This window comes from Actinoplanes sichuanensis (assembly GCF_033097365.1).
Classification (GTDB): Bacteria; Actinomycetota; Actinomycetes; order Mycobacteriales; family Micromonosporaceae; genus Actinoplanes; species Actinoplanes sichuanensis.
The window spans coordinates 1432027-1456940 of record NZ_AP028461.1; the positions used below are offsets into that span (position 1 = coordinate 1432027).

General features: G+C 70.8%; 23 protein-coding genes. 8 read left to right on the plus strand and 15 right to left on the minus strand.

Annotated features, from left to right (window positions below; translation table 11 throughout):
• The first annotated feature begins 9 nt into the window (after positions 1–9).
• On the plus strand, positions 10–1707 hold the full coding sequence (locus Q0Z83_RS06235) for an acyl-CoA dehydrogenase family protein (protein ID WP_317792830.1): 1698 nt from the start codon (positions 10–12) through the stop codon (positions 1705–1707).
• Between the two features lie 218 nt (positions 1708–1925).
• Positions 1926–4223 carry a putative bifunctional diguanylate cyclase/phosphodiesterase gene (locus tag Q0Z83_RS06240; RefSeq protein ID WP_317792831.1) on the plus strand — a complete coding sequence of 766 codons (2298 nt, stop codon included), beginning with the start codon at positions 1926–1928 and terminating at the stop codon, positions 4221–4223.
• Here the strand turns inward: Q0Z83_RS06240 and Q0Z83_RS06245 are convergent.
• Positions 4188–5144, minus strand: coding sequence for a helix-turn-helix transcriptional regulator (locus tag Q0Z83_RS06245; RefSeq protein WP_317792832.1), 957 nt, complete (start codon positions 5142–5144; stop codon positions 4188–4190). The two genes, Q0Z83_RS06240 and Q0Z83_RS06245, sit on opposite strands and share 36 nt — an antisense overlap.
• Positions 5145–5161: 17 nt before the next feature.
• Here Q0Z83_RS06245 and Q0Z83_RS06250 point away from each other — a divergent pair, with 17 nt between their 5' ends.
• Positions 5162–5338, plus strand: a complete 177-nt coding sequence (locus Q0Z83_RS06250; protein ID WP_317792833.1) for a hypothetical protein — start codon at positions 5162–5164, stop codon at positions 5336–5338.
• Here Q0Z83_RS06250 and Q0Z83_RS06255 read toward each other — a convergent pair.
• Positions 5313–5699, minus strand: coding sequence for a hypothetical protein (locus tag Q0Z83_RS06255; RefSeq protein ID WP_317792834.1), 387 nt, complete (start codon positions 5697–5699; stop codon positions 5313–5315). The two genes, Q0Z83_RS06250 and Q0Z83_RS06255, sit on opposite strands and share 26 nt — an antisense overlap.
• A gap of 27 nt (positions 5700–5726) precedes the next feature.
• Entirely contained in the window at positions 5727–6128 is a 402-nt protein-coding gene (locus Q0Z83_RS06260; RefSeq protein ID WP_317792835.1) for a nuclear transport factor 2 family protein, read from the minus strand.
• Positions 6129–6279: 151 nt separating this feature from the next.
• Here Q0Z83_RS06260 and Q0Z83_RS06265 point away from each other — a divergent pair, with 151 nt between their 5' ends.
• Positions 6280–6867 (plus strand): TetR/AcrR family transcriptional regulator, encoded by a 588-nt coding sequence (locus Q0Z83_RS06265; RefSeq protein ID WP_317792836.1) that lies wholly within the window; start codon positions 6280–6282, stop codon positions 6865–6867.
• Positions 6868–6903: 36 nt separating this feature from the next.
• On the opposite strand, the gene Q0Z83_RS06270 is transcribed toward Q0Z83_RS06265, so the two are convergent.
• Genes Q0Z83_RS06270 through Q0Z83_RS06285 form a run of 4 tightly spaced genes read right to left on the minus strand, consistent with a single transcriptional unit; the run spans position 6904 to position 11393 of the window.
• Positions 6904–7629 carry a YwiC-like family protein gene (locus Q0Z83_RS06270; protein WP_317792837.1) on the minus strand — a complete coding sequence of 242 codons (726 nt, stop codon included), beginning with the start codon at positions 7627–7629 and terminating at the stop codon, positions 6904–6906.
• A complete protein-coding gene (locus Q0Z83_RS06275; RefSeq protein WP_317792838.1) occupies positions 7626–8855 on the minus strand; it encodes a multicopper oxidase domain-containing protein in 1230 nt (409 codons plus the stop codon). The genes Q0Z83_RS06270 and Q0Z83_RS06275 overlap by 4 nt, the downstream gene beginning before the upstream one ends.
• Positions 8842–10119, minus strand: coding sequence for a hypothetical protein (locus Q0Z83_RS06280; RefSeq protein WP_317792839.1), 1278 nt, complete (start codon positions 10117–10119; stop codon positions 8842–8844). The genes Q0Z83_RS06275 and Q0Z83_RS06280 overlap by 14 nt, the downstream gene beginning before the upstream one ends.
• The gene (locus tag Q0Z83_RS06285; protein WP_317792840.1) at positions 10116–11393 is read right to left on the minus strand and encodes a hypothetical protein; all 1278 of its coding nucleotides are present in this window, start codon (positions 11391–11393) and stop codon (positions 10116–10118) included. Before Q0Z83_RS06285 ends, Q0Z83_RS06280 begins: the two co-directional genes overlap by 4 nt.
• Before the next feature lie 319 nt (positions 11394–11712).
• Here Q0Z83_RS06285 and epsC point away from each other — a divergent pair, with 319 nt between their 5' ends.
• On the plus strand, positions 11713–12288 hold the full coding sequence (gene epsC, locus Q0Z83_RS06290; RefSeq protein WP_317792841.1) for a serine O-acetyltransferase EpsC: 576 nt from the start codon (positions 11713–11715) through the stop codon (positions 12286–12288).
• Positions 12285–13205 (plus strand): cysteine synthase A, encoded by a 921-nt coding sequence (cysK, locus tag Q0Z83_RS06295; RefSeq protein ID WP_317792842.1) that lies wholly within the window; start codon positions 12285–12287, stop codon positions 13203–13205. Before epsC ends, cysK begins: the two co-directional genes overlap by 4 nt.
• A gap of 54 nt (positions 13206–13259) precedes the next feature.
• On the opposite strand, the gene Q0Z83_RS06300 is transcribed toward cysK, so the two are convergent.
• Entirely contained in the window at positions 13260–13745 is a 486-nt protein-coding gene (locus Q0Z83_RS06300) for a hypothetical protein (protein WP_317792843.1), read from the minus strand.
• 132 nt (positions 13746–13877) lie between these two features.
• On the opposite strand from Q0Z83_RS06300, the gene Q0Z83_RS06305 reads away from it, so the two are divergent.
• Both Q0Z83_RS06305 and Q0Z83_RS06310 read left to right on the plus strand, forming a co-directional pair.
• Entirely contained in the window at positions 13878–14999 is a 1122-nt protein-coding gene (locus Q0Z83_RS06305) for a hypothetical protein (protein ID WP_317792844.1), read from the plus strand.
• A 484-nt stretch (positions 15000–15483) separates the two neighbouring features.
• Positions 15484–17841 carry a putative bifunctional diguanylate cyclase/phosphodiesterase gene (locus Q0Z83_RS06310; protein ID WP_317792845.1) on the plus strand — a complete coding sequence of 786 codons (2358 nt, stop codon included), beginning with the start codon at positions 15484–15486 and terminating at the stop codon, positions 17839–17841.
• A gap of 122 nt (positions 17842–17963) precedes the next feature.
• Here the strand turns inward: Q0Z83_RS06310 and mnhG are convergent, their stop codons facing one another.
• Genes mnhG through Q0Z83_RS06345 form a run of 7 tightly spaced genes read right to left on the minus strand, consistent with a single transcriptional unit; the run spans position 17964 to position 24683 of the window.
• A complete protein-coding gene (mnhG, locus tag Q0Z83_RS06315; RefSeq protein WP_317792846.1) occupies positions 17964–18311 on the minus strand; it encodes a monovalent cation/H(+) antiporter subunit G in 348 nt (115 codons plus the stop codon).
• A complete protein-coding gene (locus tag Q0Z83_RS06320; protein ID WP_317792847.1) occupies positions 18308–18655 on the minus strand; it encodes a monovalent cation/H+ antiporter complex subunit F in 348 nt (115 codons plus the stop codon). Before Q0Z83_RS06320 ends, mnhG begins: the two co-directional genes overlap by 4 nt.
• The gene (locus Q0Z83_RS06325) at positions 18652–19212 is read right to left on the minus strand and encodes a Na+/H+ antiporter subunit E (protein WP_317792848.1); all 561 of its coding nucleotides are present in this window, start codon (positions 19210–19212) and stop codon (positions 18652–18654) included. Before Q0Z83_RS06325 ends, Q0Z83_RS06320 begins: the two co-directional genes overlap by 4 nt.
• Positions 19212–20699 carry a Na+/H+ antiporter subunit D gene (locus tag Q0Z83_RS06330; protein ID WP_317792849.1) on the minus strand — a complete coding sequence of 496 codons (1488 nt, stop codon included), beginning with the start codon at positions 20697–20699 and terminating at the stop codon, positions 19212–19214. Before Q0Z83_RS06330 ends, Q0Z83_RS06325 begins: the two co-directional genes overlap by 1 nt.
• Positions 20696–21118, minus strand: a complete 423-nt coding sequence (locus Q0Z83_RS06335) for a Na(+)/H(+) antiporter subunit C (protein ID WP_317792850.1) — start codon at positions 21116–21118, stop codon at positions 20696–20698. The genes Q0Z83_RS06330 and Q0Z83_RS06335 overlap by 4 nt, the downstream gene beginning before the upstream one ends.
• The gene (locus Q0Z83_RS06340; protein WP_317792851.1) at positions 21115–24204 is read right to left on the minus strand and encodes a Na+/H+ antiporter subunit A; all 3090 of its coding nucleotides are present in this window, start codon (positions 24202–24204) and stop codon (positions 21115–21117) included. The genes Q0Z83_RS06335 and Q0Z83_RS06340 overlap by 4 nt, the downstream gene beginning before the upstream one ends.
• Positions 24198–24683, minus strand: a complete 486-nt coding sequence (locus Q0Z83_RS06345) for a cation:proton antiporter regulatory subunit (protein WP_317792852.1) — start codon at positions 24681–24683, stop codon at positions 24198–24200. Before Q0Z83_RS06345 ends, Q0Z83_RS06340 begins: the two co-directional genes overlap by 7 nt.
• Between the last annotated feature and the right edge of the window lie 231 nt (positions 24684–24914).

A 24914-nucleotide genomic window follows, 5' to 3' on the forward strand; every position in this document is an offset into this window, starting at 1 on the left:
GAACGCTCCGTGCTCTTCAATCCGAACACCTACGACCCCGCGCACCTCGACCCGGAGAGCCGCCGACTGCTGCGGGCACTCGTCGGCTTCTTCGAGGAGCGGGGAAAGAACGCGCTGGTCAAGAGCTACATCGACCGGGCCTGGTACGACGACTTCCTGGCCTTCTCGGCGAAGGAGGGACTGTTCGCCACGTTCCTGACACCGGCCGCCGACGGTGGTGGCGACAAGCGCTGGGACACCGCCCGTAACGCCGCGCTCAGCGAGATCCTCGGCTTCTACGGACTCGACTACTGGTACACGTGGCAGGTGACCGTTCTCGGTCTCGGCCCGGTGTGGCAGAGCGCGAACACACTCCAGCGGCAGCGGGCCGCCGACCTGCTCGACGAGGGTCACGTGATGGCGTTCGCGCTGTCCGAGCGCAGCCACGGCGCCGACATCTACGCCACCGACATGATCCTCACGCCGACCGGTGACGGCGGGTTCACCGCCGGCGGTACCAAGTACTACATCGGCAACGGCAACGTGGCCGGGCTGGTCTCGGTGTTCGGCCGCCGCTCCGACGTCGAGGGCCCGGACGGCTACGTGTTCTTCGCCGCCGACAGCAGGCACGAGAACTACCACCTGATCAAGAACGTCGTGAACAAGCAGATGTACGTGAGCACGTTCGAGCTCACCGACTATCCGGTGCGCGAGCAGGACGTCCTGCACACCGGCAAGGCCGCCTTCGACGCCGCGCTCAACACGGTCAACGTCGGCAAGTTCAACCTGTGTACGGCCGCGATCGGCATCTGCGAACACGCCATGTACGAGGCCGTCACCCATGCCCACCAGCGCATTCTGTACGGCAAGCCGGTCACCGCGTTCCCGCATGTGCGGCGGGAGCTGACCGACGCATACGCCCGACTCGTCGCCATGAAGCTGTTCAGCGACCGCGCCGTCGACTACTTCCGCAGCGCGGGGCCCGACGACCGTCGTTATCTGCTGTTCAACCCGATGACGAAGATGAAGGTCACCACCGAGGGCGAGAAGGTCGTCGACCTGATGTGGGACGTGATCGCGGCCAAGGGCTTCGAGGCGGACACCTACTTCGACAAGGCCGCCATGGACATCCGCGGCCTGCCCAAGCTCGAGGGCACCGTACACGTGAACCTTGCTCTGATCTTGAAGTTCATGCCGAACTACCTGTTCCATCCCACCGACGAGTACGCGCCGGTACCGACCCGGCAGGACCCGGCCGACGACGAGTTCCTGTTCCGGCAGGGCCCGGCGCGCGGGCTCGGCGCGATCCGGTTCCACGACTGGCGGACCGCCTACGACGCGCACGCCGCGCTGCCGAACGTCGCCCGCTTCCGGGAGCAGGCCGACGCGTTCTGCGACCTGCTGCGTAAGCACGCCCCGACCGAGGAGCAGCAGAAGGACCTCGACTTCCTGCTGTCGGTCGGGCACCTGTTCGCGCTGATCGTCTACGGACAGCTGATCCTGGAGAAGGGTGGCGTCGACGAGGCGCTGCTCGACGAGATCTTCGCGATCCTGGTCCGGGACTTCTCCGGCTACCTGACCGAGCTGCACGGCAAGACCGCCACCACCCCGGAGCAGGCCGCATGGGCGCTCGCCACGATCCGCCGCCCGGTCGCCGACGAGTCCCGTGACGACGCCGTCTGGCAGCAGGTCCTCGCCCTGGTCGGCGCCTACGAGATGCGTCCCTGACAATCCGCCTCCGAAGCATCGCGGCCCGTCACCCCGATCGGGGGTGGCGGGCCGCAGCCATTGTGGACATTCGTCGGATGCACTCTGCGTCACTTTGCGTTCATGATTCGGCCCGGGTGTCCCGGCCGGGACGGTTGATCAGGTGTTTACCTTCGGACTTCTCGGATCCGGCTGCGGCTGTCCGATACAGCGGTGAAGCGCCAGGGAAGGGATGACCGTTGACCGACACGCAACCGGCTGTGCGGCCGGTCGACCACCTGCGCCGCGATCCGGTGCTGCGCGGGCTGATCGGGTTCACCCTCCTCGGGTGCGTGCTGTTCTTCCTGCTCAGCGGGCAACCGATGCGGCAGGTCCAGGTCTTCTGGCTGGTGCAGGTGCCCCTCGACGCGGCCCTCGCGCTCGGCGGATGGCGACTGCGGCGGCTCGCCCACGAGCGCTACCGCCGCTTCTGGTCGATGATCGCTTTCGCCGGAGCCTCGTTCACGCTGGGTGACACGTACCATGCCCTCCAGGTCTTGATCCGGCCCGGTGAGCCGTCGCTCACCGGAGGAACCGTGCAGACGGTCTTCTTCGCCATCGGCATGAGCAGCAACGTGATCGCCTGCCTGATCTTCCCGCAGGGTCTGCGGACCGCCCGGGAACGGTTCGTCTTCTGGCTGGACGCCACCACCGTGCTGGTCGGCGGGGGCGTGGTCGCCTGGTGTTTCGCGTTCAACCCGCTCGACGGCGGCACCGACCGGGTCAACGCGAGCGTCACGGCGGCGCTGGTCCTGGTCGCGACGTTCTCCGCGACCAAGGTCGCGCTCATCCGCCACCCGCCGATGGCGCGGATGGCGGCCTGGCCGATGGTCTCCGCCGCGATGGTCCAGGGCGTCAGCACGTTGCTGCCGGGCGACTTCCAAACCCTTGACCATGCGTACGTCTACGCGATCCGCCTGCTGCCGAGCGTCCTGATCGCCGTCGGCCCGTGGATCCAGGTCATCGTGCTGCGCGTCGGGGACCCGCGCTACACCGCCAAGCGCCGCCCCTACAGCCTCCTGCCGTACGGGATGATCGCCGTCACCTTCGTGGTGTTCTTCCAGGTACTCCCGCACGCCGCGTCGTCGCAGCTGGTCGGCGCGACCATCGGCGTCGTGGTGATCACGTTCCTGGTCGCGGGCCGGCAACTGGTCGCCTTCCACGACAACATGAACCTGATCGGCCGGCTCGACGTGGCCCTCGGCGAACTGCGTGACCAGGCCCTCTTCGACGGGCTGACCGGGCTGGCGAACCGCACCCACTTCAGCGCCGAGACCGCCCGCCTGCTGACCACCGACTCGTCGCTGCTGCTCATCGACCTGGACGACTTCAAGACGGTCAACGACACGATGGGTCACGCGGCCGGCGACTCGCTGCTGAAGGTCGTCGCGTCCCGGCTGCGCGACGCGGCGGGCGACGACGCGGTGGTGTGCCGGCTCGGCGGCGACGAGTTCGCGCTCCTGCTGCCGGGCACCGGCCCGGACGGCGCCCGAATGGTCGCCGGTGAGATCCTGCGCCTGCTCGCCGAGCCGATCGTGCTGCTCCAGCACACCATGACCACCCGGGCCAGCATCGGCCTGACCGAAGCCCGCCCCGGCGAGGACCCGTCCACCCTGCTGGCCAACGCCGACATCGCGATGTACGAGGCGAAACGCCGCGGCAAGGGCCAGTGGATCGCCTACACCGACGAGATGGGCGCCCGGATCAGCGCCGAGGCGGTCCTGATCCGCGAGCTCGACCAGGCCGTCGAACGGGACGAGTTCAGCCTGCTCTACCAGCCGATCGTGCGGCTGTCCGACGGCCGGCTGATGGGTGTCGAGTCGCTGATCCGCTGGAACCACCCGGTCCGGGGACTGGTGCCGCCGATCGAGTTCATCCCGATCGCCGAACGCACCGGGCAGATCGTGGCGATCGGGCGGTGGGTGCTGCGGCAGGCGTGCCGGCAGGGCGCCGCCTGGCTGGCCGCGTTCCCGGGCGAGGCCCCGCTCCAGGTCGGCGTCAACGTGGCCGGGCCGCAGCTGCGCGACCCCAACCTGGTCGCCGACGTGGCGGCCGCCCTGGCCGAGACCGGGTTGCCCGCGGGCAGCCTGGTCATCGAGGTCACCGAGACCGCCGTCCTGGACGACGAGCAGTCGCACGCCACGATGATCGCGTTGCGCGGGCTCGGGGTGAAACTGGCGCTGGACGACTTCGGCACCGCCGCCTCGTCGCTGGGCCTGCTGCTCACGTGTCCGGTCAACTCCCTGAAACTGGACCGCTCGTTCGTCGAGTCGATCACCACGGTCAGTCGGCAGGCGGCGGTCGCCACCGCGGTCAGCCAGATGGCGGCCGCGCTGGAGTTCGGCTCGGTGGCTGAGGGGATCGAGACCGCGGAGCAGCGCGACCTGCTGCGGGGGCTCGGCTACGAGTACGGCCAGGGGTATCTGTACTCCCGGCCGGTCCCGGCCGAGCGGATCAGTGAACTACGCGCGTACGGGCGGGCCGCCGCCTCGTCGTAGCCGTTCGCCCAGCCGGTGCACGGCCTCGGCCAGCTCGGGTGGGGTGACCACCTGGAAATCGGCGTCGAACCTGGCCACGGCGGCGGCCAGACCGGTCCACGACCAGGAGCCCAGGGTCAGGCGGCAGCGGTCGTCGCCCCACTCCTCGACGATCGCGTCACCGGCGAACGGGGCCACCGACGCGGCCGGCCGGTCCAGGACGACGGTGCCCCGGCACGGCCAGTCGCCGGACGCGTCGACCGCGCCGCGGAAGACGCCCGTCAGGTATCCGGCCACGTCGCCTCCGGGCAGCTCGCGCGGGCTGAAGCGCGGGCCGTTCGGGGTGCGCGGGGTGAGCCGGTCGGCGCGGAACGTCCGCCAGCCGCCGCGGTCGAGGTCCCAGGCGATCAGATACCAGCGGCCGCCCCGGGTCACCAGATGGTGTGGCTCGGTGCGGCGGATGTCGTCGCGGTAGTCGAAGCGGAGCACGGCCCGCGCGTGGACCGCGGCACTGATCGCCACCAGTACGTCGGGTGACGGCTGCTCGGTCGGCCGGTCGGCGGCGGTCACCCGTACCGCATCGATCTGATGTCGTAAGCGGGACGGCATCACCTGCCGCACCGTGTGCAACGCCCGCGCCGCGGCCTCGCCTGTCGTGTTGCCCGGGGTCGTCGCCGCGATCTGCAGCGCGATGGCCAGGGCGACGGCCTGCTCGTCGTCGAAGAGCAGCGGCGGCAGGTCGGCGCCCGCGCCCAGCCGGTAGCCGCCGTCCGGGCCCTTCATCGCGGCGATCGGATAGCCGAGCTCACGCAGCCGATCCACGTCACGGCGAACGGTGCGCAGGCTGATCCCGAGCCGGTCGGCCAGCAGGGTGCCGGGCCAGTCGCGGCGGGCCTGGAGCAGCGACAGCAGGGCCAGCAGGCGGGCAGAGGTCTTCGGCATGTCTGCAGAGTCTGCCGGTGGTAGGTGACACCTCCTGGCACCTACTGCTCGGGTGGATCGTGGGCGTCGGCTACCTGACCGCCAACACGGTCGACATCGCGAACTTCCCGCGCCCGCTGCTCTACGCGGCCATCTCCGACGGCTACCACAACATCGGCAGCCTGCTCGTCAGCGCACTCCTGACGGCCCTCTGAGGTGCGGCCCGGCGGATCCCACATGACCGCGGCCGCCGGGCCGGGTCTCCTTCCACTCCTCGGCGAGAGCCGAACCGATGATCATCACCGGTAGCAGCGAACTGCCGATGACGAGCCCCATCCCGAGCGTGGCGGCCAGCCAGGCGCGGCCGGTGCTGCGGGCACGTCCGGCTCGGACGCACAACCAGACCGCGATCGGGTACGCGATCAGCGCCGGCACCCCGAACACGAGGATCTGGGCCGGCACCGGGCCGTCCGCCATGACGGCCATCGCCGTGAAGAACAGGGCGGACGGCAGCCCGCAGACCCCGAACACGCAGATGACGATGATCAGGAGCACCCGGGGGAGTCGCGAAGTCACTTCGACGACCCTAGTGATCGCCCGCAATCACGCGACGATGCTGTCGAACTCCCAGAAGGCGCGCAGAGCGACCAGGCGGCCGGCGCCGTCGCTGCGGTAGGTGAAGACGCCGTGCACCTGGACGGTGTGGCCGCCGGCCATGGTGATGTGGATCGTTCCGACGTCGGCCACCTCGTCGCCGCACAGGTAGGAGCGCTCGATCTCGAAACGCATCCGCTCGACCTGGCCGATCACGGTGTCGTAGAAGCCGGCGATGGCCTCGGTGCCGCGATGCCCGAGGCCGTCCGGGCATAGTGGCGACGGGCCGATCGGGTCCTCCACCACGGCGTCGTCGGCGAACAGGCCGAGCCAGGTCGCGCGGTCCTTCACCCCGGCCGCGGCCTGGGATCGGCGGGCCAGGTCACGGGCGGTCACCACGGCGGACTCCATGGGCTGACACTAGAACACGTTCTAATCGGGGGCAATCCTCGGCGCCGGACCGCCTCGCCCGTGAGACGCCTTGGCGGGCCGGACGGGCCGTCTGCCTCGCGGGGTGGCCAGGGTGCTTCGAGTGGCCGTACCCAATGATTAAGGTTTCCAGGTGCCTCGCGTCTCCGAAGCCCATCTCGCCGCCCGCCGCCAGCAGATCCTCGACGCCGCCGCGCGGTGTTTCGTGCGCAACGGGTTCCATCAGACGTCCATGCAGGACGTGATCAAGGAGGCCGGGCTGTCGGTCGGTGCGTTCTACCGGTATTTCAAGAGTAAGAACGAGCTGATCACGGCGATCGCCGGGGAGAAGATCACCGCGGTCACCGGGGTGCTCGACGGGCTGCTCGTGCTCGACCCGATGCCGACCATCCCGGAGATCCTGGAGCGGCTGCTCGAGTTGATCGACGCCGCCGCGGTCGAGGACGGCACGATCCGCATCGCCGTGCAGGTGTGGGGCGAGGCGGTGCACGATCCCGAGGTCGGCGCGCTGGTCGCGGAGGTCTACGGCCGGGTCCGGGACCGGGCGGTGCGCACCGCCGAGCGCGCCCAGGAGGCCGGGCAGCTCCCGCCCGACGCCGACCCGCAGGGCATCGGCGCCGCCTTCTTCGGCCTGGTCCAGGGCTACATCCTGCAGCGGATCCTGCTCGGTAACGTCGACCGCCAGCTGTACATGAACGGCGTCCGTGCACTGATCGGCTAGCAGCGTCGCGCGCTAACTGGCCGGCAGCGTCGCGCGCTAACCGGCCAGCGCCGCTGCCGCCAGCACCAGCACGCTCGCGCCGATCTCCACGAAGCCGACCTGCTTCGGCGTCAGCGGCCGCCCGGGCAGCAGCCAGGCGCGGCCCAGCAGGCCCGCGAAGACCAGCCCGGCGAAGGTGCCGATCACCGTCGCCGCGGCGAGTGCGGCCAGGTGATACCCGATCGAGGCGCGGCGGTACGGGACTGAGCCGCGCTCCCGGATCATGGTCTTCACGAACAGCACCGTGCCGGTGAAGTAGAGCAGCACGACGGCGAACGGCGGCCAGTGTGGCGTGGCCCCGGCGACCACCGCGACGACGGGGACCATGAGGCAGCTCTGCACGACCGACGCGAGGTCGTTGACCAGGGCACGCTCACGTCGTCGCCAGGCGAACCAGGCGTTGACCGCGAGCAGGGCGGCGTATGCGGGTGCGAACCACCATAGCGCGGGCCGGGCCAGGACCACCGGCAGGGCCAGTGCCGCCGTGACCGGCGCATAGAGGGTGATCTGCGGGCGGAACCGGCTCAGCCGCCGCGTCTTGATCGCCTGCAGCACGTAGTAGGACAGCAGATACCCGGCGATCCACGCGCCCAGCAGCGGCACGGCCGGCCAGGCGAACCCGTGGATCAGCAGCCCGGCCAGGTACGGGAGCAGAAGCATCGCCCACGCGCCGTGTTGCGGCGGGACGTACTGCCGGCGGCGGGTCCTCGTCGCTGTGGTCATCGGGTCACCTCGATCGTGCCGTGGGCGCCACGTTCGGCGTCCACCATGACATGACTGACGAACGGATAGTGGCCGGGTTCCGGCAGCACCGTCTCCACGTAACCGCCGGCCGCCGGGGTCAGGGCCAGCACCTGTGCGCCGCCGGGATCCGCCGGGTCCAGTTGCCGGCGGCCCTCGTACCAGACGGTGTCGAACTGGGCGCCCACCACGTGGAACGCGCTCGTCCGGTTCGGCCCGGCGTTCAGCACCCAGAACCGGACCCGGTTCCCGGCGGTGGCGGTGAGCGGGTGCTCGTCGTACTGATTCGCCCGGCCGTTGAAGGCGACCGCGGTCGGGGTCTCCTGGTCGTCGCCGTAGAACTCGCTCTGTACCAGCACGAATTCGCGGTCCACCGCGGGCAGGTCGGGCGGGTCGATGATCACCGCGCCGTACATGCCGTTCGCGATGTGCAGCAGCATCGGCATCGTCGAGCAGTGGTACATCCAGATGCCCGCCTTCGTCGCGGTGAACCGGTAGGTGAGCTGCTCGCCCGGGTCGATCGGGCGCATCGGCCGGTCCGGGGCGAGCGCTCCGGCGTGGAAGTCGACACCGTGATCGACGGTGCCCTCGTTGCGCAGCGTGATCTCGAAGGTGTCGCCCACCCGGCCGCGCAGCACCGGTCCGGGGACCGTCCCGTTGTAGGTCCACCGGCCGCCCACCTCCTGGACGGTCAGGTCGATCCGGTGGACCTCGCCGGTCGGCGTGACCGGTGCGGTGGCGTCGCGGGCCGTCTGCTCCTTCTCTGCCGTCCTTGCCGCGTCGGCGCCGTGGGTGTGACCACCGGTCGTGGTGACTTTGAGCGTCATCCCGGCCATCCGGTGGCCGGTCAGCGAGCACCAGCCGTCGAGGTCGCCGCCGATGATCCCGGCGTCCAGCCGCACCGTCGCGCCCCGGGCCACCGTCCCCGTCTTCGCGCCGTTGGAGAGCACCAGGTCGTGGCGGCGTTGGTCGCTGTTGGTCAGGTCGATCACCAGGCGGTCGCCGGCCGGGACGGTGATCTCGGCCGGGCTGAACCGCATGTCGTCGGCGGTCACCGCGACCGTCGTGGTGTGCCCGGTCGGCGTCACGTTCCCGGTCGCGGAGGCGGCGGCGGGCGGGTCGGCGGCGTGCTGGACGGCCGCCCCGGTGAGCACCGCGAGCAGGACCAGGGCGATACCGGCGGCGAAACCGCCCTCATGCGGAGACATGGTCGCCTCCACGTTCGACACGCCGGTCTGTCTGGTCTGCGGTGGGCGGGTCGCCTGCCGGTCGGGACATGGACGCCTCCGGTGCGGTGCCTGGTGTGGCGGCGTGGGGTGGCCTTCGGTCGGTGATCAGCAGCCGGAGGGCCGGGAGCAGGAACTGGATCAGCGCGGCGAACAGCAGCAGCGAGGTGGTGATCCGGGTGTGGGCGCCGACCGGCAGCTGGAACGCGATCAGGGCGCCATTGGTCATCGCGATCCGCTGTGGCCAGTGCCGGTCCAGCGCGGCCACCCGCTCCCGGGCCCGCGACGGGCCGCCACCCAGCGCCATCGGCAGCAGGTACGCCAGCGAGCCCAGCAGGATCTGCCCGACCGCCCCGGCCAGCAGCGGGACCAGCACGTTCGCGAAATTGTCGGACCCGGTCAGTAGGTTGTGGGCGTCGACGGCGAGGGCGATCAGCAGCCACCCGGCCCCGGCGGCGATGGACCACGCGGCGAAGGATTCGGGTGGGCGGGTGCGGGCCGCGCGGGCGGCGGGGAGGAGAGCGATCACGACGGCCGCGACGAAGACGACGAGTCCGGCGACCGCCACCGGCGGCCATCCGGCGAGAACACCTACGGCGAGCGCGGCGATGCCGATGATCGCGGTGGGCAGCGCGGTGCGGGCCGCGGCGACGGCTTTCGGATCCATGCGGGTACGCAACACGGTCGGCCAGAAGGTGAGGAGGGTGCCGAGGACGGTCAGCATGATCCAGCCGAGCAGGTTCACATGGGCGTGGAAGAGGATCAGCCGGGGGCGCAGGTCGTCGTCGGTGACGAGCATCCAGCCGCCGGCCGGGATGCCGGTGAGCAGCGCGATCGTCGCGGCGGCGTAGTAGTGCACGGTCACCGCGAAACGGGAGGGGAGTGCTTTGCGTAGTTGGGTCACCAGCCGGTGCAGATGGGCCGCGATCGCGGCGAAGACCAGGACCGCCCCGGCCACGCCCCGGGCACCGCCGGTCAGGATCAGCAGGATCCCGCCGTTCAGCAGCGCCAGCCGGATCGCCTCGGCCCGGCGGTGCGGTGGGGCGGGGGCGCGCAGGACCGCGGCGGTGAAATGGGCGCTCCAGATCAGGATCGCGTTGGTGGCGGCGCCCAGGAGCAGCAGGTGGATGGCGAGCCAGCGCCACTGCGGCAGCAGCGGGTGGGCGCAGGCGAGGACCACGAGCGCGGCCAGGTAGGCGAGCGGCAGCAGACCGACGCGGCGGTGCCAGGAGGCGCGGCCGTTCACGGGTTCGCACCCGCCTCCGGCGGTGCATCGGCGGCCCGCAGGCTGGTGACGGCGGTCGTCACGCCGGCGGTTGTCGCGGCGCGGGTGGCGGTTGTCGCGGCGCGGGTGGCGGTTGTCGCGGCGCGGGTGGCGGTTGTCGCGGCGCGAGTGGCGGCCGAAGCGCTGGTGGTTGTCGCGGCCCGGGTGGTGGTTGTCGCGGCCCGGGTGGCGGTTGTCGCGGCGCACGCTGCGAAGAGCAGGACCGACGCGATGTTGAGCGTGCCGGACCAGCGCCACACCGGTTCCAGACCGGCGGCGTCACCGAGTCCCACCCGGACCAGCAGGGAGACGTGCAGGAGAACCAGCGGCAGGTAGAGGACCGGATGGTAGGGGAGTGGACGGCGTAGCACCGCGGGCAGGATCACCGGAGCGTGCACGAAGATCATCGAGACGACGAAACCCAGGAACACCGCGTGCAGGGCGGCGTCGTAGCGGGGGCCTTCGGACACCGGGCCGGCGCCCGCCCAGAGCAGACCGGCCAGCGCCAGCCAGGCGTAACCGGCGAGCAGTCCCGCCGCCGCGTACCGGGGTAGGCCGTTGGACCGGATCGTGCGCCGGGCCACGTCGAAGACCACCAGCCAGGCGGTCACCGCGAGCAGGGCCAGGCCGAAGAGCACGGTTCCGGAGCGGGGTGCCACCGTGGCCGCGGTCGCGGTCAGGACCAGGGCGGCCAGCGCCGCGCGGAACCACACCTCCGGACTGCGGCGGCCGAGGAATGCCACCTGGGCCGATTCCAGGCGTTCGCCGCCGATCGTCGCGACCACGAAGGTGACCAGCCACGGCACGATCTCCGGGACGGTGTAACCGGCGAGCCAGAGGAAGGCGGCCGCGTACCAGGCGAACGCGCCGGCGGCCTGCGCCAGCAGCGCGACCGACCGTTGGCGCAGCCACAGCGCCCGGTAGACGACCAGCAGGGCCACCGGCGCGATCACCATCAGCAGGCGGCCGGGATAGGACGGCCCGGTCACCAGCAGGATCACGGCGCCGAGCGCGGACGCGGCCGGAGCGCACAGAGCCCAGGCGCGTCCCAGGGCGACCGCGCGTTCCAGAGCGATCAGGGTGCCGGCGAACCCGAACACCATCACCGGGCCGTGCACGTCCTCGACCGGCGACGGCGGGGCGGCCACCGGCACACCCAGCAGGAGCAGGGCCGCGTACAACCCGCCGAGCAGAGCGACCGCGGCCCCGGCCAGGGCCGGCAGGCGGTGACGGACCGCGATCCCCGACGTGTTCACACGGTAGACGCTATGGCGGCGGAGGGCGCGGGTGTCAGGGCGACAGGTCCCGTCGGTTCGGGCCGATGGACCAGGCCCTTCGGCCCCTGAACACCCCGGTGATCATCGGATAGCCTTGCCGTCATGAGCGAGCGGGATGCCCAGCGACGGATGGCCGGTTACCGGTTCGCCGTGCCGATGGCAGGCTCGCATGTGCGTGGCGTCTTCGACGAGCGCTGTCCCAGCCGGCGCGACTGACTCCCCGCCGCCGACCGTGCGGATACCGGCGTGTGCCACCGTGGGGCCCGGTCTCCGTCCCGCTCATCTCGAGGAAAGTTCCGTGCTGGAAGACATCCGCGCCTACTGCCGGCGCGACCCCGCCCTGTACGGGATCAAGGTGGCCGAGGTGCTGCTCTACCCCGGGCTCTGGGCGCTCTGGGGTCACCGGGTCGCCCACCTGCTGAACCGGGCCCACATCCCGTTCGTGCCCCGTTTCGTGTCCCAGCTGATGCGATTCCTAACCGGCATCGAGATCCATCCGGGCGCGGTGATCGGCCGGCGGTTCTTCATCGATCACGGGGCCGGGGTGGTGATCGGCGAGACCGCCCGGATCGGCGACGACGTCACCATGTACCACCAGGTCACCCTCGGCGGGCGGGGCTGGCAGCGGGACGCCAAGGGCAGCCGCCGTCACCCGGAGGTGGGAGATCGGGTCACCCTCGGGGTGGGTGCCACGGTTCTCGGCCCGGTCAGCATCGGCGACGACGCCGAGATCGGCGCTCTCGCGCTGGTCCTCGCCGACATTCCGGCCGGGGCCCGGGTGCGCGCCCCGGCCGCCGAGACGGTTCCATCAACACCTCAGGCAACACCTCAGGCAACACCGAACGCCGGCATCAACTCAGGAGCGAGGAAATGATCTACAACGACGTCACCGAGCTGATCGGCCGGACACCGATGGTCCGGCTGACCCGGTTCGAGCCCGGACTGCCGGCCAAACTGATCGCCAAGCTCGAGTCGGCCAACCCCGGCGGCAGCGTCAAGGACCGGATCGCCCTCGCCATGATCGAGGCCGCCGAGGCCACCGAGGAGCTGCGCCCCGGCTCGGCGATCGTCGAGGCCACCAGCGGCAATACCGGTATCGGCCTGGCTCTGGTGGCGGCCGCGCGAGGCTACCGCCTCACGCTGACCATGCCGGACAGCATGAGCGCCGAGCGGCGTGCGCTCCTTCTGGCGTACGGGGCACAACTGGTCCTGACCCCGGCGGCCGAGGGCATGAAGGGCGCCGTCGCCAAGGCCCTGGAGATCGCCGAGGAGCAGCGGGCCTGGCTGCCGATGCAGTTCGACAACCCGGCGAACCCGGATGTGCACCGCCGTACCACCGCGCTGGAGATCTGGAACGACACCGACGGCCAGGTGGACCTGTTCGTCGGCGGGGTCGGCACCGGCGGCACGCTCACCGGCGTCGGTCAGATCCTCAAGGAGAAACAACCCGACCTTCGGGTGTACGCGGTCGAGCCGGACGAGTCGCCGGTGCTCTCCGGTGGGGTGTCGGGGCCGCACGGCATCCAGGGCATCGGCGCCGGGTTCGTGCCCGAGGTGCTCGACCCGACCATCTACGACGAGGTCTTCCGGGTCAACGTGGAGCAGGCGCGGGAGGCGGGGCGGCAGCTGGCCCGTACCGAGGGGATCCTCGCCGGGGTGTCCAGCGGCGCCGCCCTGCACGCCGCACGGGAGCTGGCCTGGCGGGCCGAGAACGTCGGCAAGACCATCGTGGTGGTGCTCCCGGACACCGGCGAGCGCTACCTGAGCACCCCGCTGTTCTCGGCGCCCTGATCCGTTCGACAGACGGCCCGGCGTGCGATGCGCGCCGGGCCGTCGCCGTACCTGTCAGTACTTGGTGGTGACGCCGGCCTTCTTGCAGGCGGCGTTGAGGGCCTTGCCGGACTTCTCCGACTCGGCGGTGTCTAGGGCGGCCGTCGGGTCCTTGGCCGCCGCGGCCTCGGTCGCCTGCGAGGCGATGAGCTGCACCGCCTTGCCCACCTCGGTGTCGCTGCCGGTGGCGGCCTTGTCGAGCTGCTTGGCCATGTCGGCGAGGATCGCCGCCGAGTCCTTGGCGCTGATGTCTCCGGTCGTCTGGAAGATCGTCGTCATCGCGTCCTTCATCGACTCGCTCGCCTTGTTGGCGGCCTCGCAGATCTCCTTGTCAGAGAGCGCGGCGGCGGGCGGCGGGGTGGTCGCCTCGACGGTGGCCTCGGGCGCCGCCGCGGTCGCGGTCGGCTGCGCGGTGGTTGCCGGAGTCTCCTCCGAACAGGCGGTCAGGGACAGAACGAAGACGCCGGCGAGCGCGGCGGTGAGGATTCGCTTGGTGATCACTGCGAGAAGCTAGTTGATCAACTTTCGGAAGATCAACCCCGTAGGCAACGCCTTGGTTACGACGATCTGTACATCCTGGTCACCGCCCAGATCATGGAGCACGATCGATCGTACGATCGATGCGGGGGTGTCGTGCGTAAGGCATTTTCTCTGGTCTTCACGGTGCTCGCCGGACTCCTGCTCGCCGGGTGTCCGGGCGACTCCGCCGAGCCGCTGGAGTACCGGGTCGGTGTCGCCCGGATCGGTGAGGACTACCACCTCTTCGCGCCGGTCTGTCCCGGCGACAAGCTGTCCGCAGTGGAGGTCGGTGGCTCGGAGCACGACATGTCCCGGTCCGGTGTCGCCTACTCCTGGTGGTCGGCGTCGCGCCCGGCGGATCCGGCGGCCTCCCCATTCGAGTTCGTCGTGCTCGGTGACGACGGCCCGTTCCAGCACGTCGCCATGCGAGCCGGCGGCAATCCGTTGCGTCCGACCCTGCCGGCCGACTTCCGGGTGAGCGCCGGATACACCGACGGGTACGGGGCCCGGTACCAGAAGACGATCTCCCTCGAGCTGCCCGCGGTTCCCGCCTACCCGGCCGGCACCGACCCCCGGCGGGTGCGGTATCTGACGCGCCCGCTCGACGACATGGGTGACCTGGCCGGGCCGGAGGAGATCCGCAGCCACTCCGCCTGCGCGACGGCCGCCGAGACGCCGCTGCGGCAGACCGCCGACTCGATGCGTTCCGAGGCGCCCGGCCGTGTCGACCGGGCCATGCTCGACCGGGAGACCGTCGGCTGGCTGATGCCGTTCACCATCGAGGCCGCCACCAGCGAGGACGTCGCCGCGCACCTCTGCGGCAACGGGCCGGGGTTCGGGGCGCTGGTCGCGGCGTTCGGGCAGGAGCGGATCTGGCGGGAACCGGATTTCGACGTCGACACCGGCGTTGAGGTGCGATATTTCACCGGGGCGTACGGGCGGATCACCGCGGGCGAGGCCATCGGCCAGGTGGACGGGCGGTTCGGTTGTGCCCGCTACGACGACGGGGGCGTCGCATACGCCGGGCCGCATCGGGTCGGCCTGTCCGCGCTCGACGGCGTCGACCGGCAGTTGCTCTACTGCGAGGAGTCCGAGCACAGCGCCGGGCGTTGCACCCTGTTGCTGGCCAGGGGCGACATCCTCAGCCGGCTGGTGGTGCAGGCGGCCACGGCCGAACAGGCCGAGACGTCCGCCCGCGCCCTGGCCGATGACGCGGCCGCCGCCTTGAACCGGTGACGACACTCCGGTCCGGTCTCGGGCTTCCGGGATCGGACCGCGACCGCCGCGACCAGGCCGTGGATGACACCTGCCACGCCGATCAGGATCGTCGCCATCCGCTGGCCGTAGGCGGCTGTACCGACGCCCGCAAGCAGCACGAACGGCAGCGCCGCCCAGCGGACCGTCCCCACCGAGCCGGCCTCCACCGCCGCGACCAGGATGATCCAGCAGGCCAGGCAGTACATCGGCGACCACCAGCCGACCACCGCGACCAGGCCGAACGCGATCGCGGCGGCCGAGATCACCAGGTGTGTGACGGCCCGGGTCATGGCACGGTCGTGCCACATCCCGCATCGCCGGTGCCGGGCCCCACCCGACCTCCTACATCCCATCACCGCCGATGCTCGCGTCGCCGGATGGACGCCACGTTGACAGGCGCTCAGTCTGGCCCGGTTCCGGCCGATCTGGGTCCCGGAAGGTGCCGACGGGCGAGAGGCCGACAATGCGTGGATCCGACGACACCCCGGGTCCGCCGCGACGGGACCGGGCGCCGGCCGTACCCCTGATCATGGGTCTTGCCGCCCTGGCGGCCGTGCTTGCCTGGCTGACCTGGGGTTATCCGCACAACGTGCTGCTCGGCAACGCGGGCGGCACGGTGATCGCGGCATGCGGCACCATCGCCTGCTACCGGGTCAGCCGCCTGGCCGTCGACCGCCCGGTCGCCGCGTTCTGGCGGCTGTGGGCCGGTTCCGCGGCCGCCCTGCTGGTCAGCACCCTGGGTGCGGCCGTCGCTGCGATCCGCGGCGACGCCGACATGCCGCCCTACGAGGCCGCGTCGAACGTGGTCAGCCTAGTCCTGGCGATGATCGCGTTCCGGCACGTGCCGATCACCTCCCGAACCCGGCTCGACTGGGCCCGGCTGCTGCTCGACGGGGCCGCGGTGATCGTCGCCGGCACGGTCTTCTTCGGGTACGTCGTGCTGCGTGCCGTCTCCGGCAGCACTCCGATCGCCACCCGAGCCGCCGCCGGCGTGGTGGGCATCTGCTGCCTGCTCGGCCTGGTGATCTTCAGCCGGGCCGCGATGAGCCCGGCCGGTCGCGTCGATCCGTTCGCGCTCGGCATCCTCGCCTTCGAACCGGTCGTCGGTCTGGCCACCGTTCTGGCGTTCCTGGTCGGCAACGACCTCAGCGTGGTCGTGGCGTCCTACCTCGGATACCCGCTCGTCGGTCTCGGCATGACCTTGGCGGCCTTCCGGCAGAGCCGGGTCGTCAACGTGCCGCCGCGGCATCTGCGCTGGTCGTTCGCCGACCCGCTGCAATTCTTGTCGGTCGCGGTCACCGCGGTCCTCGTCATCATCGTGTCCGCCCGTGACCTCGACCTCCGCGGCCGGGCGGTGATCGTCGGCGCCGTCCTGATCGCCGCGATCATCGTCGTCCGGCAGTTGCTCAGCCTCCGCGAGAACAACCGGGCGCTCCGTGGCATCCGCCGCCAGCAGCACGAACTCGAACGCCTCGCCCTCACCGACAACCTCACCGGCCTCGCCAACCGCACCGGTTTCCTCGTCGAACTCACCGAACGCCTCGAGGCCGGCCAGCCCTCCACCGCCATCTTCATCGACATCGACGACTTCAAGATGGTCAACGACACGCTCGGCCCGGCCGCCGCCGACCAGCTGCTGCGCCAGGTCGCCGAGCGCCTGCACGACAGCGCCGGAGCCGACGAGTGTCTGGCCCGGCTCGGTGGCGACGAGTTCGCCGTGCTGCTGCCCACCGGACGGCCCGCGGTCGCCGAGGCCGCCGCCACCCGTCTGCAGGGCACCATCGGACGGCCGGTACACGCCGGTGAACAGCAGTTTCTGCTGCACGCCAGCGTCGGTATCGCGGTCGCCGAGACCGGTGAGACCGCCGACGAGGTGCTGCGCAACGCGGACATCGCGCTCTACGCGGCCAAGGAGTCCGGCAAAGCCTCGTGGGTGCGGTTCGAACCGCGCATGCGTCACGACATGACCGCACACGCCCGGCTCGCCGGTGAACTCCACGACGCCATCCTCGGCGGGCAGTTGCGACTCCTCTACCAGCCCGTGTACGACCTGGTCACCGGGCGGATGCACGGCTGTGAGGCATTGGTCCGTTGGCAGCACCCCGACCGCGGATTCGTCTCGCCCGCCGACTTCATCCCCGTCGCCGAACGCTCCGGGCTCATCGTTCCCCTCGGCGCCTGGGTGCTCCGGGAGGCGTGCGGCCAGCTCGCGGAATGGCGCGCGACCCTCGGTGCGGACGCGGTCGAAGCGGTGAACGTCAACGTGGCCGTTCGTCAGCTTCGGGAGATCGGCTTCGTCGACGAGGTCGCCGCGGTCCTCAGCGACACCGGACTCCAGCCGCGCAACCTGATCATCGAAGTGACCGAGTCGTCGGTCGCCGACGGGCCGCAGGTCACCGAAGCCCTGGAAGCCCTCCACGAGATGGGGGTGCGGCTGGCCCTCGACGACTTCGGAACCGGGCAATCCTCCCTCAGCCTGCTCCGCGCCTTCCCGGTCGATGTCTTGAAGCTGGACAAGTCGTTCGTCGACGGCATCGCCGACGGCGCCGACCGGGGACGTCTCGCGGTCGCCGCCGCGGTGGCTCAGCTTGTGGAGTATCTGCAGCTCAAGGCGGTCGCTGAGGGCATCGAGAGCGAGGCCCAGTTGTCCCGGCTCCGGGACATGGGTTACCGATACGGCCAGGGCTACTTCATGGCGAAGCCGCTGCCGCCGGCGGAGTGCGGCGCCCGAATGGCACAACCCATGGGATACGCCCAACCGAACGCCCCGGTCTCCGCGGGAGTCTCCAGCCCTCATCCCACCCCACCCCTGCCGTCCTGACCCACCGCGTCCTGACCCACCGCGTTCTGACCTGCCGCGTTCTGACCTGCCGCGTTCTGACCCGCCATGTCCTGACCCACTTCGTCCTGCCCTCCTCGCGCAGGTTCGGCTCCGCTGGGCCGTCATCGGTCTCGGCGGTCGGTGGCGAGTTCGTCCGCGAGTAGCAGGTCGCGCCGGAACAGCCGGGCCCGGTAGGCGGTCCGACCCACCATGTGCGCCGCCACCGGCGCGGTGACCAGCTGGAAAACGCCGACCAGAACCAGCGTCGTGATGTCGACCGCCGTGCCCAGCCGGATCGCCGTACCGGCCAGGATCAACAGCAGCCCGAGCACCTGTGGCTTGGTCGCCGCATGCATTCGCGACAGCAGATCGGGAAACCGCAGCAGCCCGACACCCGCGGCCAGGCTCAGCAACGCCCCGCCGAGCAGGCACGCCCCGGCGATCGCATCCAGCACAGCGGTGACGGTCATCCCCGAGCCTCCGATCCCACCGGAACCGACTTCGGTGGCTCCCTGCCCGGGGCACCCGGCTGGGTGGACGACAGAGCGGTCTCCGAGCGAGCCACCGGATCGGCGAACCGGGCCACCGCGACCGACCCGGCCGCACCGAGCAGTGACAACCCCAGCAGAATCGGCAGACCTGTCGCATCACGGCTGTAGGCGGCCTCGGTGGCGATCGCGCACACGGTGATGGCGAGCAGCACATCGGTGCCCACGATCCGGTCGAGCGTCGACGGTCCCCGGATGATGCGCACCAGGGCCATCCCGGCCGCGGCGGCCAGGAACACGGCGGCGATGGCGGCGACGACGGTCATCCGTTTCCTCCTTCGTTCGAACCAGCGGCTGCGACATCGGCGGTGAACAACTCGATCTCGGCGTCCGAGCCGACCGCCCGGACGATGCGTTCCTCGAGTTCGCGCACGTCACGCCGGAACCGGGCGATGTCCGCCGGCCCGGACACGTCGAACACGTGGATGTAGAGGATCCCCGCGGCCCGGTCCATGTCGACGATCAGGCTCCCCGGAACCAGGGAGACCGCCTCCGCGCACAGCGTCAGATGCAGATCGGATCGCACCGCCAGCCGAACCGCGAGAACGGCACTGCGCGGCACCCGGCGCCCGGCGAACGCCGTCCACGCGAGCTGGAAACTGGCCACCACGAGGTCGGTCAGGAAGCGCATCGCGAACCGGGCCAGCCCACCCGGCCGCAACCGGCCCGCGAACGTCACCGGTGGCAGCGGGAACACGGCCAGCACCAGCATCGACACCAGCAGCCCACCGAGGAGCGTGAGCCAGGAGAACACCCCCCACAGCAGCATCCACACCACGGTGAGGGCAGCTACCGCGAGGACCCGGTCCCGGGCACGGCCCATCACGGCAGTACCGCCTCGACGTACGGCGTCCGCTCCAGCAGATCCCCGGCAACCGTGTCGGTGAGCGAGTACAACGGCCCGGCGGCCAGGGTGAGCACCACGCCGGCGGCCACCAGGGCGGCGGTCGGCGTGACCATCAGGCGCGACGACCGCAGCGGCGTCGCGTCGGTGGACACCGGGGAGCGCCAGAACGCCAGGTTCCACACCCTGGCCAGGGCATACAGAGTGAGCAGGCTGGTCAGCGCGGACCCGCCGACGAGCAGCCAGGACAGCACCGCCCCGTCGTCGACGCCGGCCTGGATGAGCCCCAGCTTGCCGAGGAACCCGGAGAACGGTGGGATCCCGGCCAGGTTGAGCGCGGGCAGGAAGAACAGGATCGCCAGCACCGGTGCGGTCCGCGCCAGCCCGCCCAGCCGGTCCAGTGCCGTGCTGCCGCCACGCCGCTCGATCAACCCCGCAACCAGGAACAACGTCGTTTGAACGATGATGTGGTGCAGCGTGTAGAAGACGGCCGCCGCAATCCCGGCCCGCGACGCCAGCCCCACCCCGAAGAGCAGATAGCCGATGTGGCTGACCAGTGTGAACGACAGCAACCGTTTCAGATCGGACTGGGCGACGGCGCCGAGTATGCCGACGAGCATCGTGGACAGCGCCGCCACCATCAGTAGGTCGGCGACCCGCCCACCGGGGAAGAGCAGCGTCTCGGTACGGATGATCGCGTACACCCCCACCTTGGTGAGCAGCCCCGCGAACACCGCCGTGACCGGTGCCGGAGCGGTCGGATAGCTGTCCGGCAGCCACGCCGACAGTGGGAAGATCGCCGCCTTGATCCCGAAGGCGAGCAGCAGCATGCCCTGGAGCACCATGCGCACCCCGTCCGGCAGCGCGTCGAGCCGTTCGACCAGTTGCGCCATGTTGAGCGTGCCGGTGGCCGCGTAGATCAGCCCGATGCCGGCCAGGAAGATGACCGACGACAGCAGGCTCACCACCACATACGTCGTCCCGGCGCGGATCCGGTTCTCCGTACCGCCGAGCGTGATCAGCACATAACTGGCGGCCAGCAGGATCTCGAACCCGACGTACAGGTTGAACAGGTCGCCGGAGAGGAACGCATTGGTGACTCCGGCGGTGAGGATCAGATAGGTCGGGTGGTAGACCGACAGCGGGTGTTCCTCGTCGCCGTCGGTGCCGCCCTGCCCGATCGAGTAGAGCAGCACGCACAGCGTCACCGCGGCCGACACGACGAGCATCAGGGTGGCGAGCCGGTCGGCGACGAGCACGATCCCCAGCGGTACGGGCCAGCCACCGACCGCCACGACCAGGGGCCCGTCGGCGGACAGCACCAGCAGGACGGCCGACACCACGAGGGTGGCGGTCAGCACGCTCACGCTGATCGCCCGCTGCACCCGGGGCCGCCGAAACATCAGCAGTGTCGTCGCCGCCCCGAGTAGCGGCATGATCACGGGAAGAGGCACGAGCCAGGTCACGCGCGCACCTCCACGGTCTCGGTCTCGTCGGTGTCCAGATCTTCGGCGTCCGACCCCTCGTCACGTTCGGCGAGTTCGCGAACCCGACGGTCCTCGGCGTCGTCCTGCACCTCGTCGTGCCCGCTCAACCGCCAACTGCGGTAGGCCAGGGCCAGTAGGAACGCCGTCATGCCGAGTGTGATCACGATGGCGGTGAGGATCATCGCCTGTGGTAGCGGGTCGGTCATCTCCGCCGGGTCGGCGGTCCCGACGATCGGCGGCGACCCGGGCCACGCCGCCGCGAGGACGAGCAGGTTGGCGCCGTTACCCAACAACATGACGCCGAGCAGCACCCGGGTCAGGGTGCGTTCCAGCAGCAGGATCGTCCCGGCGGCGAACAGTACGCCCACCGCGAGCAACAGCACGATGCTCGGTCTCATACCAGTTCCTCCTGAGGCCGTCTCTCGTGTTCGGTCCGTGGCCCGGTGTTCTCCCGGCCGGTCATCGCGTGCCGGTCCACCTCCGCGCCGAGACTCCGCAGCACGTCCAGCACCAGCCCGACGACGATCAGATAGACGCCGATGTCGAACACCGTCGACGTGACGAGGTGCAGGTCACCGAGCAGCGGCAGATGCAGGTCGAGCACCGCGCTCTGGAGCACCTCGCCGCCGGCGACCAGCGCTGCGGCACCGCTGCCGACCGCGACGAGCAGCCCGGCGCCGAGGACCGCCCCGGCGTCGACGGGTGCGGCGGCGGCCAGCTCATACCGTCCGCCGGCCAGATACCGCACGATCAGCGCCAGGCCCGCGACGAGTCCTCCGGTGAATCCACCACCCGGAGTGTCGTGCCCGGTGAACAGCAGATACACGGACAGGAGCACGATGATGTGGAACAGCAGCCGGGTGACCACCTCGAGCATCGTCGACCGTCGACCGGCCTCCACGGTGTGCCCGGCCATCAGCCACACCGGCTCGTCACGCGGCGGCTCGGACGGTGTCTCCACCGGCCCGCGCCGGTTCAGCCGCTGAGCCCGCCGGAAGATCAGGCTCGCCACCCCGGTCGCCACCGCGACCAGCACCGCGACCTCGCCCATCGTGTCCCAGGCCCGGATGTCGACCAGGATCACGTTGACGATGTTGTGGCCGCCGCCGTAGGGCACGACCATCTCCGGATAGGCCTCCGACACCGGCACGGCCTGCCTCGCCGACACCGCGAGATAACCGACGCCGGCCATCACCGTGCCCACCGCGACACCGATACCGACCCGGATCCGCCGGCGCCACGACCCCGGCCGCTGCGAGAAGTGACTCGGCAGCCGCCGCAGCACCAGCACCACCATGACCAGCGTGACGGTCTCCACCAGGAACTGCGTGAGCGCCAGGTCGGGCGCGCCGTGCAACAGGAACACACCCGCGTTGGCATAACCGGTCACGCCGACGAGGATCACCGCGGTCAGCCGCCGCCGCGCCGGCACCGCGAACACCGCGGCGACCACCGACACCGCCACCGGCACCAGGTGCAACGGCGTGTCCCACACCCGGAACGCGGTCTGCTCAGGCCAGCCGATCACCATCGCGGGCCCGGCCGTCGCGATCAGCACGATCAGGATCACCGCCAGATAGAACGGCAGCGAACCCCGCTGCGTCGCACCGGTGACCTCGACCGCGAGCCGATCCATTGCGGTCATCACCCGCTCGTAGACCCCGCCGCCGGCCCGCGGCCCGGCCTTCCCGGCCGGCATCAGCCGGAACAGCACCAACCCACCGGCGACGACCAGCACGGACAGGGCGAGCGGCACACCGGGCCCGTGCCACAGCGCGAGGTGGGCGACGCTCCCGGCCCCGGCAAACCCTCGGTGGTACGGCGAAAGCACCCCCTCGACCATCCCGGCCAGACTCCCCGCCAACAGTCCGGCGAACGCCAGCACGGTCGGCGCGACCAGCAACAACCCGGCTGGTGAGGGCACAGTCACCGCTGACGCCACGCCCGCCCGCTCGTCCTCCCGGCCTGTCCCGTCACCCGCACGCCCGGTCGTGCCGCCCCTGCCGAGCCCGGTCGTGCCGCCCTCGCCATGCACGGGCGTGTCGCTCCTGGCGGGCGCGGTTGTGTCGCTCTTGCCGGGCACGGTCGCGTCGCCGCTGCCCGGCAGGGTCGCCGGTACCAGGGCGGCTCGGTTTTCGGCGGGCTTCCCTGTCGCGGTCTCGCCGGGCGGCGCGGTGGCCCCGACGCTGTCGGGTTCACTCTTCGTGGCGAAGGCGCCCCACAGGAACCGGGTCGTGTAGGCCACGGTCAGGATGGAGCCCGCCACCACGCCGCCCAGCGTCAGCAGGCCGGCCGTCCCGGCGTCGAGCAGAGCTGCGAACACGGCCTCCTTACCGACGAACCCGATCGCCGGCGGCAGGCCCGCCATCGACGCCGCAGCTGTCACGGCGACGACCGCGAGCACCGGTGCGCGGCGCCCCAGACCCTGAAGACGACGTAGGTCACGGGTGCCGGTCGTCTTGTCGATGACCCCGACGACCAGGAACAGTGACGACTTGAACAGGGCGTGCGCGAGCAGCATCACCACCCCGGCCAGCGCCGTCCCCGCCGTCCCGAAACCGAGGACCGCCGTCAGCAGACCCAGTTGACTGACCGTGCCGTACGCCAGAAGAAGTTTGAGATCGTTTTGAAAGAGAGCCGCCCAGCCACCCACGAGCATCGTGACCAGGCCCAGACCGACGGCGATGACCTGCCAGACGGACGCCGCCGTCCCGCCCGCCGTGGCGATCATCGGCGCGAACCCGGCGACCAGGAACACCCCGGCCTTGACCATTGCTGCCGCGTGCAGATACGCGCTGACCGGCGTCGGCGCCGCCATCGCGGCGGGCAGCCAGAAGCTGACCGGGAAGATCGCCGATTTGGACAGCGCCCCGCACAGGATCAGCACCACCGCGACCACCAGCAACGGACCACTCGGCAGCGCCGACGCGACCTGCGACCAGCGGTAGCCCCCGGCGTGTTGCCCCAGGATCACGATGCCGACCAGCATCGCCAGGCCGCCGGCGGTGGTGACGATCAGTGCCTGCAGTGCGGCCCGTCGGTTCGGCCGGGCCGTCCCGGTGTGTCCGATCAGCAGGTAGGAGAAGACCGTCGTCAGCTCCCAGAACACGTACATGAGCAGCAGGTCGTCGCTGACCACCAGGCCCAGCATCGCTCCGGCGAACCCGGTGAACACCGCCGCGAACCGGCCCAGCCCCGGAGTGCCCGGCGCGAAATAGCGGGCGCAGTAGACGAGCACGAGAGCACCCACCCCGCCGACCAGCAGAACCAGCAGCCACGACAGGGTGTCGACCCGGAACGCCAGGCTCAACCCGAGGCCGGGCACCCATGGGTGGAGCCACTCACCATCGCGATTCACCACCGCCCAGCCGAAGACGGCCAGCGGTGCCGTCGCCAACAGGTAGAACGCGCGCGGACCCAGGAAGCGGACCAGCACCGGCGCCAGCAGAGCGGCGACCAGGTGCACGGCCAGCAGGATCAGCACGGCTCGGCCAGCAGGTCGTGCAAGCGGGCCAGCGCCGGCGAGCTGCCGACGGCCAGCAGCACGTCGTCGGCCTGCAGTTTCAGCGCGGGGTCCGGGTGGGGGAGCACCCGGGCCCCGCGGATCACGGCGACGACGTCGGCGCCGTGTGGTGTGGCGAGTGGCCGGTCCGCATACGCCGACCCGGCCGGCACCCGGATCCGGACCGCCTGCGCCGCGCCGGTGGGGATCACGCCGGAGGACAGAGCCGGTCCGCCGACGTGATCGAGGACGACGGTGGTGTGCAGGACATCGGCCACCAGATGCGCCTCCTCGGCGCACAGCAGCACCGCACCGGCCACCCGATCCGGCTCGGCCGGGTCGTAGATCGCCAGATCACGGCAGCCGTCCGGGCGCACCACGATGACCAGCCGATCCCCGTCCCGGGTGGTCAGCAGATGGGACACGCCGACTCCGGGCAGACCGATCCGTTCCAGCGTCATCGCGGCACCTCCTGCTCGTTCCTGCACGTCCTCCATCCAAGTCGGCGAAGCTGCCGGCGACCATCCGGCCAGCTCTCCATTTGAGGTGCGGGCTGCCACCCATTTCGCGTTCGGCTACCCGAACCCTGAATGGGTGGCGGCCCGTATGGACGGCCGGTACGCGGATTGGGCACGCTTGGCCGGTCGTCCCGTTCGGCTTTCGGCACGGGGCGGGTGGAACGGTTCGTGACT